The following is a 14,342-nucleotide window of genomic DNA, read 5'->3' as shown; positions in this document are numbered from 1 at the left end:
GGCGAAACCATGGAATACCGGTACGGCAGGGACGAAGGGCATCCGGTCCTTTTCTCCGACGGGAAGCCCGGAGCCGCCACCCCGGCCGCCCGCAAGACCACCCTGGCCGAAGGGAGCGAGGGCTACCATCGGTACGAGTCCGAGCGCCGGGCCGCGAAGTCGTCGACCCAGTCCGCCGAGGACCTCATCAATGGGAGCGGGAGCAGGGCATAGACCCGAACCAGGGGTCCGGGCATGAGCGGCGTCCGCCTTCGTCCTCCAAGGATGCGGCGGAGATGGAGCATGTTCAGAGTAAGCAGCCTGTGAAGGACAACATTAAATGGCTGAGGCAACAAAGGGAGAACCCCGCCTGGGGCAAGGAGAAGACGCCCGTGGAAAAGGTTCAGGGTGTGACGGAGCCTGTGGCGGAGTCGGTGGTTCAGAAATTGGTCGAGTTGGGGCTGGAAGGAAGCTCCAGTTCCTTGCTGCGGACATTAGGGTTGGGACTGGAAGCTGTTGGGCCTATCGCCGATGTTCTGCTTTCATCAGAGGATGCATGGTAATGAAGCCGGTATTCAGGGCAGTTATGAAGAGATTCTTGCTTGGGTTGCCTTTGGATGCTCTGGGTTGTTTGGTAACCTATTGGCTTTCCGGACGATGGGACATGACAACCATTGTGGGCGCATGCCTTGTCACAGGTCATTTGAACAGCCTGTATATCCTCTATTTAGTGCGCCGGAGGAAGCTTTGAGAGCATGGCGATGAAAATTGAAAAGAGGGGCTCTCCAGTAGAGTCCCTCTGTCGGTTTTGATTTCAGCCAGTGGAGCAACAATGTGGACCTGGTGGGATTTTGCATCAATAAGCTGCGGCTTCTTTTCCCTGGTCTTTTTTGCCGGTGCGGTCTTGTCGTTGAAGTGGGATGCGTTCCTGTTGGTCCGGCTCTCATTCGGGAGGTGGGGGAATGTCTGCAACGCCGCCTTCAATGTGGTGGTCGGCCTGCTCAATTTGTCCCTGTACGGGAGCCCGCTCTATACGCGCAGCGCATGGTATTTGTTGTTCGGCTATGCCTACTGCGGCTATTTTTTCTATCTGCTGGCCAAGTTGATGAAAGGTGGAACGAAGCGGAACGACAGGAAGAACTGATGCGGATGTGGCGTGGTGATGCGAAAGCGTAGCAAAACGTTGTGAAATAATTTCTTCATCAGTTTGCTCATGGGATTGGCAGGAGGAGGACTTGCCCATTGGCATGCCGGGATGTGGGAACTGACGGTGTCGGTGGGGCTTCTTCTGTTTGCCAGTGGCATGTGGGAATTTATTGCGGCGTTATGCTACCTGCGGTTTGACGATGCGGATGAGTGGTCGGACGAACAGGGCAAAAAGCAACGGGACTGTTGACGCTTAAGGGACTCCCGCTCGCCGGTCCGTGGTCAACGCAACAACAAGGGGAGGCTCGCCTCCCCATCCGGTTTGCCATGCGAAATTATGCCATTGTGTTCTTGTTCCTGATCCAGGGGTGTTTCCTTGCGAGCCCATATTTCGTGGGCAGGGCGAGCCCCTCGGAGGCCGTCTTCGAGTCCGGCTATTTCGCCCTGGCCGTCCTGGTCTATGCCGTTTCCTTCTTCGAATTGGGCCGCGCCCGCTACCTGCTTTTGCCGTTCTACGCCCACTTGATCTACCGTTGCGTCTCGGCCTTGCCGCCGTCGCTGGCGAGCGGCGCGTATCCGTTTTCCCTCGGTTGCCTGCTGGCGCTGATCGCGTTGTTCGGCGTCTGCTGGCATATCGTCGCCAGGCCCGGACTTCGGCTGCCGCAGGGGTGGCTGATGCGCCTTTTCCTCTTCCTTTGGGTGGTCTTCCTGGCTTTGGTTTCGAGAGTGCCCGTCATGCTGGTCTACAGCGTGGGCATGAAGAGCGTTCCGGCCTTTTATGCGCTCGTGTTGCTGGCGGCGTTTGCGAGCACGGCGTTGACGCGGGATCGCCGGGAATGGCTGGTCGCGGCCCAGGCCTCCGCCGTACTGATCTTTGTCGTTCCGTACCTGCGGATGCTTCCGCTCGGCCCGGACGCCATATTCTCGCCCCTGTACGTCCATGGTTCAATGGCGTCCATTGCGGGGACGGCCCTTGTCGGCTGGCTCCTTCTGCTCCGGGGTGGGGAACGGCGCGCCGCATGAATCGGTCCTCCCCAGGAAATTGACGAATGATGCGGGGACTGACGGGGAAAACGCTGCCGGGGGAGCCGGGCGACGGGAACAGGGCAGGGCGGATCGCGATCCGCCTGACCGTCCTTTTCGCCAGCCTGCCCAACGTGGTCGGGCTGTCCCTCTCGTTCGGCGACGGCGCGCCCGTTTTTTCTGGCTGGCGCGAGCGCCCCGGGCCGTTTGCCTCGTGCTGGCCGGCGTCCTGTACGGGCGGCGGGCGTACCGGGTTGCGCCGCTCCTGCTGACCGTGTTCATCGCCTTCCCGGAACTGTTTTTCTATCTGGGGATTTCCGTCAGTTGGGGCCTGTTCGGGTACAGGCCCTAACCGTCCGGCGGCGACCGGGCAAATGAAAACCGAGGTGGTCGGCGGCGGGTTTCGCCGGGCACGAAAAGCCGAATGGAGGGGGCGGATGCGGTTCCTGTCGGACGGGATACGGAAGCAGCGGGGCGTTTTCCTCGCCCTGGCGGCGGTCCTGGCGGCCAGCGACGCCATGGACGTGCCCGGGGCCGACTTCTCCGCCTGGCTGGCGGTGGACTTGGGCGTGCGCTGCGGCGTCCTGGCGATGGCGGCCCTGTGCGTGGATCGCCGGGCCTTCTCCCTGGAGGAGATCGGGCTTGCGCGGGTGCGCGGGGACGTGCTGCTGATCCACTGCGTCCTGGTCGCCGCCGTGGCGGCGCTGGTCGCCTATCTGGGAGCGACTCGGTTGCAGGGACTGTTCGGGCCCGGCCTGGGCGCGCTTCCGGCCCCGATGGCGGGCTCGCTCTGGGTCGGGCTTGACGCCGTCGTCGGGCTGCCGCTGGTGGCGGTGAGCGAGGAGGTGGTGTTCCGGGGGATGGCCCTGACCGTGCTCCGGAAGCTCGGCCTGGGGTCTGCCGGGACCGTGCTGGCCTCGACCGCGCTTTTCATGCTTTCGTATTGGGCCCACTCGCCGGGCGCGATCCTGACCATGGGGGCGCTCGGCGCGCTCTTCATGGTCTCGACCCTGCGGACCGGGAGCGTCGTCCCGGCCGTGGTCGGCCACTACCTGGCCATGTGGCTGTGGCCCTAGGCGGCCGCCTTCGTATCCCCTTAGAATTCCAGCGTCACGCCGCTGCCCACCTGCTTGAGCGGGCACTTGCGGGCCAGGGCGACCTTGGCCGCCAGGTCGGTGCAGTGGCAGGCGTAGAGCGCCTCCAGGTCCAGGGACGCCAGGTAGTCGGTGGTCGGGTCCAGCCGGGCCGGGGTCTCGTCCAGGAGGTGGAAGCCGCCGAGCACCGCGCGCACCCTGTCCACGCCCGTGACCTTGCGGGCGTGCTCCACGGTGTTGCAGATGCCCGCGTGGGCGCAGCCGGAGATGACCACCAAGCCGGTGTCCGAGACGTAGGCCAGGGCGGTGTCGTCCGGCATGTGGTCGGGCACCGGGCCGCCCGGCTCCATGCGCTCGCCCAGGGGCGGCGGGGTCTCGAAGGCCAGGGTGCGCTCGATCTGGCCCAGGGCGACGAGCCGGTCCGTGAGCTTGACCGGCTCCCGGCTCAGGGCCAGCTCGAACTGGGTGTTCAGCTTGTCCTCGGCCAGGAGCATGCCGATCTCGGGCGTGGTCCCCTTGCGCTTGGTCAGGAAGGCGTCCGGGTGGGCCAGGAGCCGGGGCCGGGCCGCGTCCAGGCGCGAGCGCGCGGCCTCGAAATAGTGGCGAATCAGGACGTCCAGCCCCCAGGTGTGGTCGAAATGGCCGTGGGAGAGGACGATCCAGTCCAGGTGGAGCAGGTCCTCGCCCATCTGCCGGGCGTTGCGCAGAAAGGCGTCCGAGTACCCGGCGTCGAAGAGGACGCGGCGGCCGTCCTCGCGAATGAGCATGGAAAGGGCGGGCTCGGCCAGGAAGGTCGTGCCGATGAGCGAGCAGTTGTCCACGAGAAAGGTCAGTTGCATTGGGTGGTTGCCTTTGCCAGGCCTGGGGCTGGCGCTTGCGGGTGAAATGCCCTATGTCAGTCCGATGGCTCTACGAAACACACTTTTCCGCCCCTGTCCACCGCTCGCCGCGTTCCTGCTGGTCACGCTCCTGCTCGCCATGGCCGCCACGGCCGCCCAGACCGAGGACGCGCAGTTCCTCTCGGTCATCGACGGCGATTCCTTGGTCCTCGAAATAGGCGGCCGCAGCCGCGAGGTGCGCCTCATCGGCATCGATGCGCCGGAGCACGGCCAGGAATATGGGATTCAGGCCCGGTGCGAGGCCATGCGGCTGTGCTACGGCCAGCCCCTGCGCGTGGAGTACGACAAGCGGCGCAAGGACAGGTATGGGCGGCTTCTGGCCTACGTCTACACCGGCGACAAGCTGCTCAACGCGGAGATGGTCCGGGCCGGGCTGGCCCTGGCCGTGCGATACGAGCCCAACGTCCGGCACGAGGACGCGCTGCGCGAGGCGGAGCTGGAGGCCAGGGCCCGGCGGCGCGGCTTCTGGACTCACGGCGGGCTGAAGCAGACCCCGGCCGAGTGGCGCAAGCGGCACCCGAGGCGGTAGCCGCCCTTCCGCAAAACGGCTTTTCGGCCGACGCGCGCCAACGCGTGCGTCGGCCTTGTCATTTTTGGAGAAAACGCGGCGGAGCCCCGATGAGGGCGGGGCGGACGGGAGCGGGGCGCGGCCGACGGCTAGTTGTGGTCCACGAAGGTGAAGAGGCGGCCCTTGTCCGTGTCCGAAATCTCGGCGATGGCCGCCCAGCGCTCGAAGCAGCGGCCGGAGAGGGTGGGCGGGATGTCCAGGACCTCGCGCCGGACCGGAATCTCCGCCACCACGTAGTAGGACTTGACGAAGACCAGGCTCCAGGTGTCGTCGGCCGCAGCCGGGGTGTAGCGCATCCCCAGGCGGCCGCGCAGGCCGGGGCAGTCGTCGGGCGAGGCGCAGACGCACACCCCCTCCCAGTCGTAGTATTCCAGGAAGGCGTCCAGCGAGAAGGGCACGCCCGGCTCGAAACGGCGGGCGTCCAGCGCCTTGGCGAACCGGCCGGCCACGTAGGTGTCGGTATAGTCCAGCGACAGCGCGGTGACCACGGCCCCCGCCAACACCACGAAAACGATGACCGCGCTCTTGGTTCGCGTCATGGGCGGCTCCTCCCGGACGAGTCCGGCCGGGCGGCGGCCCGGTCGGGTAGCCTTCATCCTATACAGGCCGGGGCCACCTCGGTCAAACCGCCCTGCGCCCCCCCCTGACGGGCCTGGGCCCGCCCATGGGAAAACCCCGGTGTGGCATTCATATATGTAATATATGGAATTAACAAAATTAGCAAAAAAAATATTATTTTCCCACAATTGTAAACGGGTAAAAACACTAATTTGTAGAAAGTGAGGAAATTCGCCAGGATTCGTTTGGCCCCTCTTTTGCAATGAGGGCGGCCGGAGGTATCGAAATGAACGTTGCTGACAATGCTTTCATCCTGATTTGCGCGGCCCTGGTCATGTTCATGACCCCGGGGCTCGCCCTGTTCTACGGCGGGCTGGTTCGGTCCAAGAACGTGCTCGCCACCATCATGCAGTCCTTCATCATGCTCGGGCTCATGTCCGTGCTCTGGGCCGTCATCGGCTACACCCTGTCCTTCGGCCACGACATCGGCGGGATCATCGGCGGCCTGGACTTCGCCTTCCTGAACGGCGTGGGCATGGACAACGTCGGGTCCCCGGCCGAGAATCTGCCACACATGACCTTCATGATCTTCCAGTGCATGTTCGCGGTCATCACCCCCGCGCTCATCTCCGGCGCGTTCGCCGAGCGCATGAAGTTCGGCGGGTTCATGGTCTTTTCCGCCCTGTGGCTGATCCTGGTCTACGCCCCCATGTGCCACTGGGTCTGGGGCGGCGGCTGGATGGGCCAGATGGGCGCTCTCGACTTCGCGGGCGGCGCGGTGGTCCACATGAGCTCGGGCGCGGCGGCCCTGTGCTGCGCCATCCTCATCGGCAAGCGCAAGGGCCACGGCTCCACGGCCTTCATACCCCACAATCTGCCCATGACCATCCTGGGCGCGGCCATCCTCTGGTTCGGCTGGTTCGGCTTCAACGCCGGGTCCGCCCTGGCCGCCGACGGGCTGGCCGCCAACGCATTCGTGACCACGCACATGGCCGCGGCTGCGGCCGCCCTGTCCTGGATCGTCGCCGAGTGGGTTCACGGCGGCAAGGCCACCACCCTGGGCGCGGCGTCCGGCGCGGTGGCGGGCCTGGTAGCCATCACCCCGGCCGCGGGCTTCATCACGCCCATGTGGGCCATCGTCCTCGGCCTGGCTGCGGGCGTGGTCTGCTACGGCGGCATCATGCTCAAGAACCGGTTCGGCTACGACGACGCCCTGGACGTGGTGGGCATCCACGGCGTGGGCGGCACCTTCGGCGCGCTGGCCACCGGCGTGCTGGCCACCGTGGGGGCCGAGGGCCTCATCGCGGGCAACGCCCACCAGGTCTGGGTCCAGTTCGTGTCCGTGGTCGCCACCTGGGGATTCTGCTTCGCCATGACCTTCGTCATCTTCAAGGCGGTGGACGCCACCATCGGGCTGCGAGCCACGGACGAGGAGCAGGACCGGGGCATGGACGTGTCCGAACATTCCGAGACCGGCTACCAGATGTAGCGCGGGCGGCCGTCCGCGCCGCCGGGACGGGCGAACCCCGCCCGGCCCCAACCGGCGACAGGCCAAAGGAGACAGAGATATGAAGAAAATCGAGATCATTACCCGCACCTTCAAGCTCGACGACGTCAAGACCGCGCTCGCGGGCGCGGGCGTCAAGGGCATGACCGTGGCCGAGGTCAAGGGCTTCGGCCGCCAGGGCGGGCACAAGGAAGTCTATCGCGGGGCCGAGTACCAGGTGGATTTCGTGCCCAAGATCAAGATCGACGTGGTGGTGGAGGACGGCCTGGCCGGACAGGTCGTGGAGGCGGCGCGAAAGGCCGCCCATACCGGCCAGGTGGGCGACGGCAAGATATTCGTCTCCCCGGTGGAGGAAGTGGTCCGCATCCGCACCGGCGAGACGGGAGACGACGCGGTTTAATCCCGCCCCACGCCCCGCCGGGACGTACCTTCGGCGGGGCCGGGCGGCCCTCCGGCGTCGAGAGAGCGCCGGGGGCCGCCGGGGCGGACCCCCGATGGGCAGGAGCGGCCGGGCCGGCAAAGAGCCCGGCCGCTCCGCCGACCGATTACCTTGCCGCAACGCGGCTCATCACTTACCATTGCGCCATGTCCGCCGACTCCCACCTCCCCGATTCCGCCAAGCGCCTCAAGTCCGCCAGGGAAGACCTGTGGCGGCGCGCCGGCTCCGGCTCGGTGGGCGGCTTCGCCGGGGAATACGCCCATCTGGTGGACCGCTACTTCGAGGAGCGCGTCCTGGAGGCCGGGCCCCAGCGCTTCGCCTTCACCCTGGCCGCCGTGGGCGGCTACGGCCGGGCCAACCTCTGCCCCGGCTCGGACATCGACGTCCTGCTTCTGTTCAACCGGCGCATCCCGGGCGACGTCGAACCCTTCGTCAAGACGCTGCTTTTCCCCTTATGGGACCTGGGGCTGGACCTGGGCCACGGCGTGCGCACCGTGGCCGACTGCGTGTCCCTGTCCGTCAAGGACTACCAGGTCCTGGCCTCCCTGCTGGACGCCCGGCCCCTTGCCGGTGACGCCTCGGTCTTCGAGGCCTTCCGCGACACATTCGACCACAAGGTCCTGCGCCGCAAGGGCTCGTCCTTCGCCGCCAGCCTGCGCGAGCACAACGAAACACGCGCCGGACAGTACGGCGACGCCACGGGTATGCTGGAGCCCGAGCTCAAGAACGGGCTGGGCGGACTGCGCGACGGCCAACAGGTCCGCTGGCTGGCGCGGGTCATGGCGGCCGGGGGGCGCAGGCCGGTCTTCCTGCCCGAGGAGCTGACCGGGCTGCGCGAGGACCAGTCCTTCCTGAACCGTGTGCGCACGGCCCTGCACCTGGCCGCCGGGCGCAAGAACGACCGCCTCTTCTTCGACCTCCAGCCGCCCACGGCCCGGCTCATGGGGTTCGTCTCGCAGGACCAGTCGCCCGAGGCCAAGGGGCGCGGCGTGGAGTTCTTCCTCTCCCGGCTGCACCGGGCCATGGCCCGGATCAAGGCCATGCGCGAAGGGCTCTTCCTGGAGGGCTTCCCCTCCCTGGGGCCGGGGGACATGCCCCCGAGCCACCCGCCCAACATCCTGCCCACGCCCAGGGGCATCCGCTTCCTGGACGATTCGCCGGTCACGCCCGACGACGCCCTGGGCGCGCTGCTGGAGAGCGGCCGCACCGGCCTGCCCCTGTCCTGGGCCGCCCGGAGGATCGTCCGGGGCAACGCGGAGCGGTTCGCGGCCGAGCTGCGCGACCGGCCCGGAACGCTCCTGACCCTGGTGGACATTTTCCTGTCCCCCCATGCGGCCACGGCCTGCGACGGGCTGGTCGGCACCCGGCTGCTCCCGGCCCTGTTCCCGGCCTTCGCCGGAGTGGAGCACCTCATCCAGTTCAACGACTATCACGTCCACCCCGTGGGGCGGCACACCCTGGCGACCGTGGCCCGGCTCTCCGGCTTCCTGCGCGCTCCGGACTGGGCCGGGGAGATCGCCCGGCGCGTGCCCGACCCCCGGCGGCTTCTGCTGGCCGGATTCTTCCACGACCTGGGCAAGCTGGAGCCGGACCACTGCGCGGCCGGGGAGCGCATCGCCCGCGAGGTGCTCGGCCGGTATGGCTGCGACCGCGGGACCGTCGAGGACGTGGCCTTCCTGGTGCGCAACCACCTGGTCCTGCCCGCCGCGGCCACGCGGCGCGACCTCTCGGACGAGCGGGTGGCCGCCGAGGTGGCCGGGGTGGCGGGCAACCCGGTCCGGCTGGACATGCTCCACCTGCTCACCGTGGCCGACTCCATGGCCACCGGGCCGCGCGCCTGGAACACCTGGACCGGCGCCCTGCTGGCCGAGCTGTTTCGCAAGGTGCGCAACCTGCTGCTGCACGGCCCCCTGGCCGGGCCGGACGCGGCAGAGCGCATGGTCCGCGCGCGCGGCGAGGTCCTGCGGGCCGCGGGCGATCTGGACCCGGAGTTCGCCGAGGCGGCCATGACGGCCATGCCCCCGCGCGCCTTCCTGGCCCTTGACGCCGTCACCCTGGCCGGCCACATCCGACTGGTCCGGCGGCTCTGGGACGCCGTGGCCGAGGACCGGATGCGCAAGCCCTCCAGCGTGGGCGGCAAGGGGGTGAACCTGGTGGAGGCCGAACCGGGCCGGGTGGAGGGCACCTACCGCCTGACCGTCGCCGCCCTGGACCGCACCGGGCTCTTCGCCACCATGGCCGGGGCCATCGCCCTGCACGGCATGGACATCCTGGCCTGCGACCTCTTCACCTGGAAGGACGGCACGGCCGTGGACGTATTCACGGTGGGCAGCCCGCCGGAAAACCTGTTCATCGACGAGGTCTGGGCGCGCCTCTCCCGGTCCATCGCGTACGCCCTGGTTGGCAAGCTCGACCTGGACTACCGTCTGCGGGAGCGGCGCAGCTCGCCCCTGCACAAGGGCCGCTCGGGGCCCGAACTGCCGCCCATCGTCACCCTCGACAACCGGGGCAGCGATTTCTACACCATCGTCGAGGTGGCGGCCACGGACCGGACCGGCTTCCTCTACGACATGGCCCGCACCCTGGCCGAAAACGGCATCTCCATTCATGTCGCCATGATATCCACCATCGAGGGCCGCGCGGCGGACATCTTCCACGTCCGCGACGAGGCGGGCCAGAAGATCGCCGACCCCGACCGGCTGGAAATCCTGCGCGCCGCCCTCCTGGAAGCGGCCGGAACCTCCACGGGAAACGCAAAAAAATAACTGTCATTCCGGGTATCGATTGGATAAGTTGATTCTATGGAAGAATCCCGTCAGCAACACCTGGAACGATGGAAACGGTTCGTGGCCGGGCAGGAGGCCCGGCTTGCCGAACGGTTTCTCGATTCGGCCAAGGCGCAAGGCTGCGAGGACGCCCCGGCCGGGGGCTGGCTCGTCTCGGTGTCCGCCGTGTCCGACGCCCTGCTGCGCGCACTGGACGCCTTTGGGCCCGAGGCCCCGGAGTTCTCGCCCGAGGACGCCTTCGCCGCCGACCCGATCTCGGCCTTCGGCGTCGGCGAGGCGCGCCGCCACCGGGAGGGCGGGGGCTCCCTGCCCATGTTCCTGGTCCTGCTCAAACGCGTCCGCCGGGCTTGCGTCGATCTCGTCAGGGAGGAAGGGGCGGACCTGGAGGGGCGCGACGGGCTCCTGCGCTTCATCGAGCGCTTCTTCGACCGCCTGGAGATCGCCGCGAGCGCGGACTGGATTTCGCCGGGCGGGGCGGGGAGCATGGCGGAGCTCCAGGAGTGCAACCGGATCACGACCAACGAGAAGAACAAGTTCCTGACCCTGTTCGAGAGCTTGGTGACCCCGGTTCTGCTGCTGGACGACGCGCTGAACATCGAGGCCATGAACCGGGCGGCCGCCGTATACCTGAGCGGAGGGAAGGGAGCCGAACTCGCGAAATTCATGCCGCTGCGGCCCGGCGGGGCCGGGGAGCGCCGCAGCGAGGCGACGCCCCTGCGCGACGTGGCCCCGTGGCTGGCAGAGGACCTGCTGGCCCGGTGCGACATTGGCGCGCAGCCCTTCGAGTGCCTGCTCGACGCCGAGGACGGCACCGTCCCGGGCCGACGCCACTTCAAGGTTTCCGTGGCCCGCATGTCCGACATCTCGGACAGGTTCTCGGGCCTGACCTTGGTCCTGGACGACATCACCCGCCTGGTGGAGACCCAGGCTCAGTTGGAGGTGGAGCGCAACCGCGTGGCCCGCTACCTGGACATCATCGGCTCGGTCCTGCTCGGGCTGGACGCCTCGGCCAACATCACTCTCATCAACAAGGCTGGCAAGGAGATCCTGGGCCGGTCCGGCGAGAACCTGCTCGGCCGCAACTGGATCGACCTGGCCATCCCCGCAGAGGAGCGGACCACGGTGCGCAACTATTTTCGCGCCGTGTTCGAGGGCAGCGTGCGGGTCGAGGACGAGCGCGTCAACCACGTCCGGACCAGGGACGGCGAGGTGCGCCTCGTCTCCTGGCGCAACCGGCTGCTCCGCAACGAGGAGGGCGTGCCCGTGGGCGTGCTCTGCGCGGGCAGCGACATCACCGCCAGGGTCAAGGCGGAGCGGCTCCTGCGTGATCGGGAGATGACCTACCGCGCCCTGTTCGAGAACAACCACGCCGTCATGCTCCTGTCCGACCCGCGCGACGGCGCCATCCGCGACGCCAACCCGGCGGCCGCCGCCTTCTACGGCCTGCCCGTGCAGAAGCTGCGGACCATGAGCATGTCCGATATCAACGTCCTGAGCGAGACCGAGACCTACCAGGAGATGATCGACGCCAGGTCGCAGCGGCGGTCCTATTTCCTGCTTCGCCACCGGCTGGCCTCGGGCGAGGAGCGGGATGTGGAGGTCTACTCCGGGCCGGTCATGGTCCACGGGCGGCAACTGCTCTATTCCCTGGTCCACGACGTGACCCGGCGCATCCGCCTGGAGCGCGAGATGGAGCGGCTGGCCACCACCGATCCCCTGACCGGGGCGGACAACCGCCACCAGTTCTTCCGCCGGGCCGAGGCCGAACTGCGCCGGGCCGCGCGCTACGGCCACCCCCTGGCCGCGCTCATGCTCGACATCGACCTTTTCAAGGAGATCAACGACACCTTCGGCCACCAGTCCGGCGACCTGGTGCTCGCGTCCCTGGTGGAGCGAATCCGCCATGAGCTGCGGGAAACGGACGTGTTCGGCCGGGTGGGCGGCGAGGAGTTCGCCGCCGTGCTGCCCGAGACCGGAGCCGAGGGCGGCTGGCTCGTGGCCGAGCGGCTGCGCCGGGTCGTCGAGGAACTCCGCGTCCGGGACGAGGGGGGCAACACCATCCGCTTCACCGTGTCCATCGGCGTGGCCGGGCTCGGCGCGTCGGGCGAGAGCCTGGAGGCGGTCCTGCGCCGGGCGGACAAGGCCCTGTACCGGGCCAAGGGGATGGGCCGCAACCGGGTGGAGCAGGGCTGACCCCGCCTTTGCGCCGCCGTGAAACCGCATTTTTCCGCACCCAGGACGCGCGGGCGTCCGGACGCGCCGCGCGCCGCGTCGGCCAGCCCGGGCTTTCGCCTCGGCCGACCCTCCCGCCGTGTCGCCGCCGAGGAGGCCGACGGGTGCCGAACAGGGCTTTCCCCAGCGTGTTTCCACACCCTCGGGAGGTGTCAACTAGCCGGTTTCGCCTTGAAAAAGCCTTGACGTTTCGCAAGGGGTTTGGGATATCATCCTCAGTCTTAAGTGACTATTTTCACAATTTGCACAAGCACGGCTTGCGGAATGTGAAGCTCCCCGTCCGCCGGGCGGGGGCTGTTGCGTGATTCCCCAGGCCTATACGAGTAGATAATGACATTCGAGTCCCAGCTTGCCGAGCGTAAGGCGGAATTGGCGGAGAAATGGGCGGATCTGGTGCTCCGGACCTACCCCAAGGAGACCCAGAAGGTCTGGGGAAGGCAGAAGGACCGGTTCCAGAACCCGGTGGGCGCGACCATCATCGAGACCACCCGGGAACTGATGGACCTCATCCTCGAGTGGGCGGACGCCGAAGGCATCGCCCGGAGCCTGGACAAGCTCATCCGCATCCGGTCCGTGCAGGACTTTTCCCCTTCGCAGGCGCTCAGCTTCGTCTTTCTGCTGAAGAAACTCCTTCGCGACGAGTTCTTCCAGCCGATGAAGGCCGAGGGCGGGCTGGAGGAGCTCATGCGGTTCGAGGCCAAGGTGGACAACCTGGCCATGATGTCGTTCGACATCTACACGAAGAGTCGCGAAATGATATACCGGATGCGCGTGGATGAGGTGAAACGCGCCCAGAGCAGCCTGCTCCGGAAGGCCGGTCTAGTTGCGGACGTTGCGGTCGATTCGTCGGCCGATTAGGTGCGCGCCGCGGGGTGTGTTGGCTTGAGGGAGAGTCGGGCAGGGGGGTGCCCTGCGTTCCGGACGGGGGGTTGCCCGCGCCGGACGCTCTGTTCCGGCTCGGCTTTTTGACATCGCACATCCCGTACCCGCGCGCCGAAAGTGGCAGGCCTGCCGGAATGAGACCCGGCCGGTCCAACCTTCAAGCGAGGTGACGGTAGATGAATGCTCTTTACTCACTTCTGTTTGTTTTTCTTCTGGTGTTGATCCCGTTATTCGGGGTTGATGCGGCGCACCTGAGATCGATCTTCGGTGTCTGCATCCCCATGACGGCGTTCATCATCTTCCTTGTCGGCTTTATTTATAAAGTCATCACCTGGGCCCGGAGCGCCGTGCCGTTCCGCATTCCCACAACCGGCGGCCAGTTCAAGTCCTTCGACCCCGTCCTGTTCCCGCAGAACAAGCTGGACTGTCCCCAGACCGGTGCACAGACGTTTTTCCGCATGGTCCTGGAGGTCTTCGCCTTCCGGTCCCTGTTCCGCAACACCGCGGTGTCTCTGCACGAAAACAACGGCCCCGTGGTCGCCTACAAGTCGAGCAAGTGGCTGTGGCTTTTCGCCATCACCTTCCACTACTCCTTCTTCATCGTGGCCCTGCGGCACCTGCGGCTCTTCCTGGAGCCCATCCCCTTCTTCGTGCACGGCCTGGAGTTCGTGGACGGCATCCTGCAGATCGGCGCGCCGACCATGTACCTGACCGACGCGGGCCTGGTGCTGGGCGTGCTCCTGCTGCTCGGCCGCCGGCTGATCAACCCCCGGATCAACTACATCAGCTACGCCTCCGATTTCTTCCCCCTGTTCCTGATCCTGGCCGTGGCCCTCTCCGGCATCTACATGCGCTACTACGCCAAGGTGGACATCATGGCCATCAAGGAGCTGACCATGGGGCTGGTCACCTTCCACTATCACGTGCCCGACGCCATCACGGCGCCCTTCTTCGTCCACGTCTTCCTGGTGAGCGTGCTCATGGCCTACTTCCCGTTCAGCAAGCTGATGCACATGCCCGGCGTCTTCCTTTCGCCCACGCGCAACATGCCGAACGACACCCGCGCCAAGCATCACGTGAACCCCTGGAACGATCCGAAGATCATGGCGCACGCCTACGCTGATTACGAGAAGGAATTCGGCGTGCCCATGGCCGAGGCGGGGCTTCCCCTGGACAACCCCGAGAACGGCGTGCCTCATGACGAGGCGGACGCCTAGGGTCCTCCTTCG

Annotated in this window: 14 protein-coding genes; 12 read left to right on the top strand and 2 right to left on the bottom strand. The window is 66.9% G+C overall.

The window, feature by feature from the left end; genetic code table 11:
• The 5 genes from PHP91_RS04320 to PHP91_RS04300 all read left to right on the top strand — a co-directional run.
• Positions 1-213 (top strand): hypothetical protein (locus tag PHP91_RS04320; protein ID WP_300137376.1); only part of this gene is annotated, 213 nt, incomplete at its 5' end.
• A gap of 62 nt (positions 214-275) precedes the next feature.
• Complete coding sequence (locus tag PHP91_RS04315) at positions 276-542, top strand: hypothetical protein (RefSeq protein ID WP_300137373.1); 267 nt, start codon at positions 276-278, stop codon at positions 540-542.
• 269 nt (positions 543-811) lie between these two features.
• Positions 812-1,123: a hypothetical protein gene (locus PHP91_RS04310; RefSeq protein ID WP_300137370.1), complete on the top strand. Its 312-nt coding sequence runs from the start codon at positions 812-814 to the stop codon at positions 1,121-1,123.
• Between the two features lie 212 nt (positions 1,124-1,335).
• On the top strand, positions 1,336-2,148 hold the full coding sequence (locus PHP91_RS04305; RefSeq protein WP_300137367.1) for a hypothetical protein: 813 nt from the start codon (positions 1,336-1,338) through the stop codon (positions 2,146-2,148).
• 437 nt (positions 2,149-2,585) lie between these two features.
• Entirely contained in the window at positions 2,586-3,224 is a 639-nt protein-coding gene (locus PHP91_RS04300) for a CPBP family intramembrane glutamic endopeptidase (protein ID WP_300137364.1), read from the top strand.
• Between the two features lie 20 nt (positions 3,225-3,244).
• Here the strand turns inward: PHP91_RS04300 and PHP91_RS04295 are convergent, their stop codons facing one another.
• Positions 3,245-4,081: an MBL fold metallo-hydrolase gene (locus PHP91_RS04295; RefSeq protein ID WP_300137361.1), complete on the bottom strand. Its 837-nt coding sequence runs from the start codon at positions 4,079-4,081 to the stop codon at positions 3,245-3,247.
• A gap of 64 nt (positions 4,082-4,145) precedes the next feature.
• On the opposite strand from PHP91_RS04295, the gene PHP91_RS04290 reads away from it, so the two are divergent.
• Positions 4,146-4,670 (top strand): thermonuclease family protein, encoded by a 525-nt coding sequence (locus PHP91_RS04290; RefSeq protein ID WP_300137358.1) that lies wholly within the window; start codon positions 4,146-4,148, stop codon positions 4,668-4,670.
• Between the two features lie 128 nt (positions 4,671-4,798).
• On the opposite strand, the gene PHP91_RS04285 is transcribed toward PHP91_RS04290, so the two are convergent.
• Positions 4,799-5,248: a hypothetical protein gene (locus PHP91_RS04285; protein ID WP_300137355.1), complete on the bottom strand. Its 450-nt coding sequence runs from the start codon at positions 5,246-5,248 to the stop codon at positions 4,799-4,801.
• Between the two features lie 305 nt (positions 5,249-5,553).
• Here PHP91_RS04285 and PHP91_RS04280 point away from each other — a divergent pair, with 305 nt between their 5' ends.
• The 6 genes from PHP91_RS04280 (at position 5,554) to dsrM (ending at position 14,330) form a co-directional block, all read left to right on the top strand.
• Positions 5,554-6,756, top strand: a complete 1,203-nt coding sequence (locus PHP91_RS04280; RefSeq protein ID WP_300137352.1) for an ammonium transporter — start codon at positions 5,554-5,556, stop codon at positions 6,754-6,756.
• 79 nt (positions 6,757-6,835) lie between these two features.
• A complete protein-coding gene (locus PHP91_RS04275; RefSeq protein WP_300137351.1) occupies positions 6,836-7,174 on the top strand; it encodes a P-II family nitrogen regulator in 339 nt (112 codons plus the stop codon).
• Between the two features lie 185 nt (positions 7,175-7,359).
• Positions 7,360-9,978 (top strand): ACT domain-containing protein, encoded by a 2,619-nt coding sequence (locus PHP91_RS04270; protein WP_300137349.1) that lies wholly within the window; start codon positions 7,360-7,362, stop codon positions 9,976-9,978.
• A gap of 36 nt (positions 9,979-10,014) precedes the next feature.
• Positions 10,015-12,192 carry a diguanylate cyclase gene (locus tag PHP91_RS04265; protein WP_300137346.1) on the top strand — a complete coding sequence of 726 codons (2,178 nt, stop codon included), beginning with the start codon at positions 10,015-10,017 and terminating at the stop codon, positions 12,190-12,192.
• A 369-nt stretch (positions 12,193-12,561) separates the two neighbouring features.
• The gene (locus PHP91_RS04260; protein WP_300137343.1) at positions 12,562-13,089 is read left to right on the top strand and encodes an RsbRD N-terminal domain-containing protein; all 528 of its coding nucleotides are present in this window, start codon (positions 12,562-12,564) and stop codon (positions 13,087-13,089) included.
• A gap of 200 nt (positions 13,090-13,289) precedes the next feature.
• Positions 13,290-14,330, top strand: coding sequence for a sulfate reduction electron transfer complex DsrMKJOP subunit DsrM (gene dsrM, locus PHP91_RS04255; RefSeq protein WP_300137340.1), 1,041 nt, complete (start codon positions 13,290-13,292; stop codon positions 14,328-14,330).
• The last annotated feature ends 12 nt before the right edge of the window (positions 14,331-14,342 follow it).

This window comes from Pseudodesulfovibrio sp. (assembly GCF_028692895.1).
In the GTDB taxonomy this organism is placed as follows: domain Bacteria; phylum Desulfobacterota; class Desulfovibrionia; order Desulfovibrionales; family Desulfovibrionaceae; genus Pseudodesulfovibrio.
The sequence above is the reverse complement of the archived record's forward strand: the minus strand, read 5'-3'. Positions and strand labels throughout refer to the sequence as shown.